This window comes from Xenorhabdus bovienii (assembly GCF_024721015.1).
GTDB classification, from domain to species: Bacteria; Pseudomonadota; Gammaproteobacteria; order Enterobacterales; family Enterobacteriaceae; genus Xenorhabdus; species Xenorhabdus bovienii.
In genome coordinates, this window is the sequence record NZ_JANAIF010000411.1 from 1 (window position 1) to 274 (window position 274).

Genomic DNA, 274 nt, shown 5'->3' on the forward strand with positions numbered 1-274 from the left:
TTCGCTGCGGTTTTCCGGGTTCGGCGTGAAAAACTGCACCTGCTGGGCCAGCAACTGCCAGCCGTCAAAAACAAGGTGGCGGATACTGTACAGCCGGTTGTGCCGGTACTCCCGGATTTCCGCCGGCACATCCCCGTCCCACAGGTAGGTGGTGCGCATCCCTGCCTGTTCGCACACTTTCTCCGTGCGCCGCCCGAAGGCATCGTAGCGATAATCCCACTGCTGGCCGCCCGGCGTCTGCACCCCGATAAGCTGGTTCTGGCTGTTCCACCTA

The 274-nt window shown here is 62.0% G+C and carries 1 protein-coding gene; it reads right to left on the reverse strand.

Going from position 1 to position 274, the window contains the following annotated elements:
* Window positions 1-274 (reverse strand): RHS repeat domain-containing protein (locus NXS07_RS21210; protein ID WP_258087657.1); only part of this gene is annotated, 274 nt, incomplete at both ends.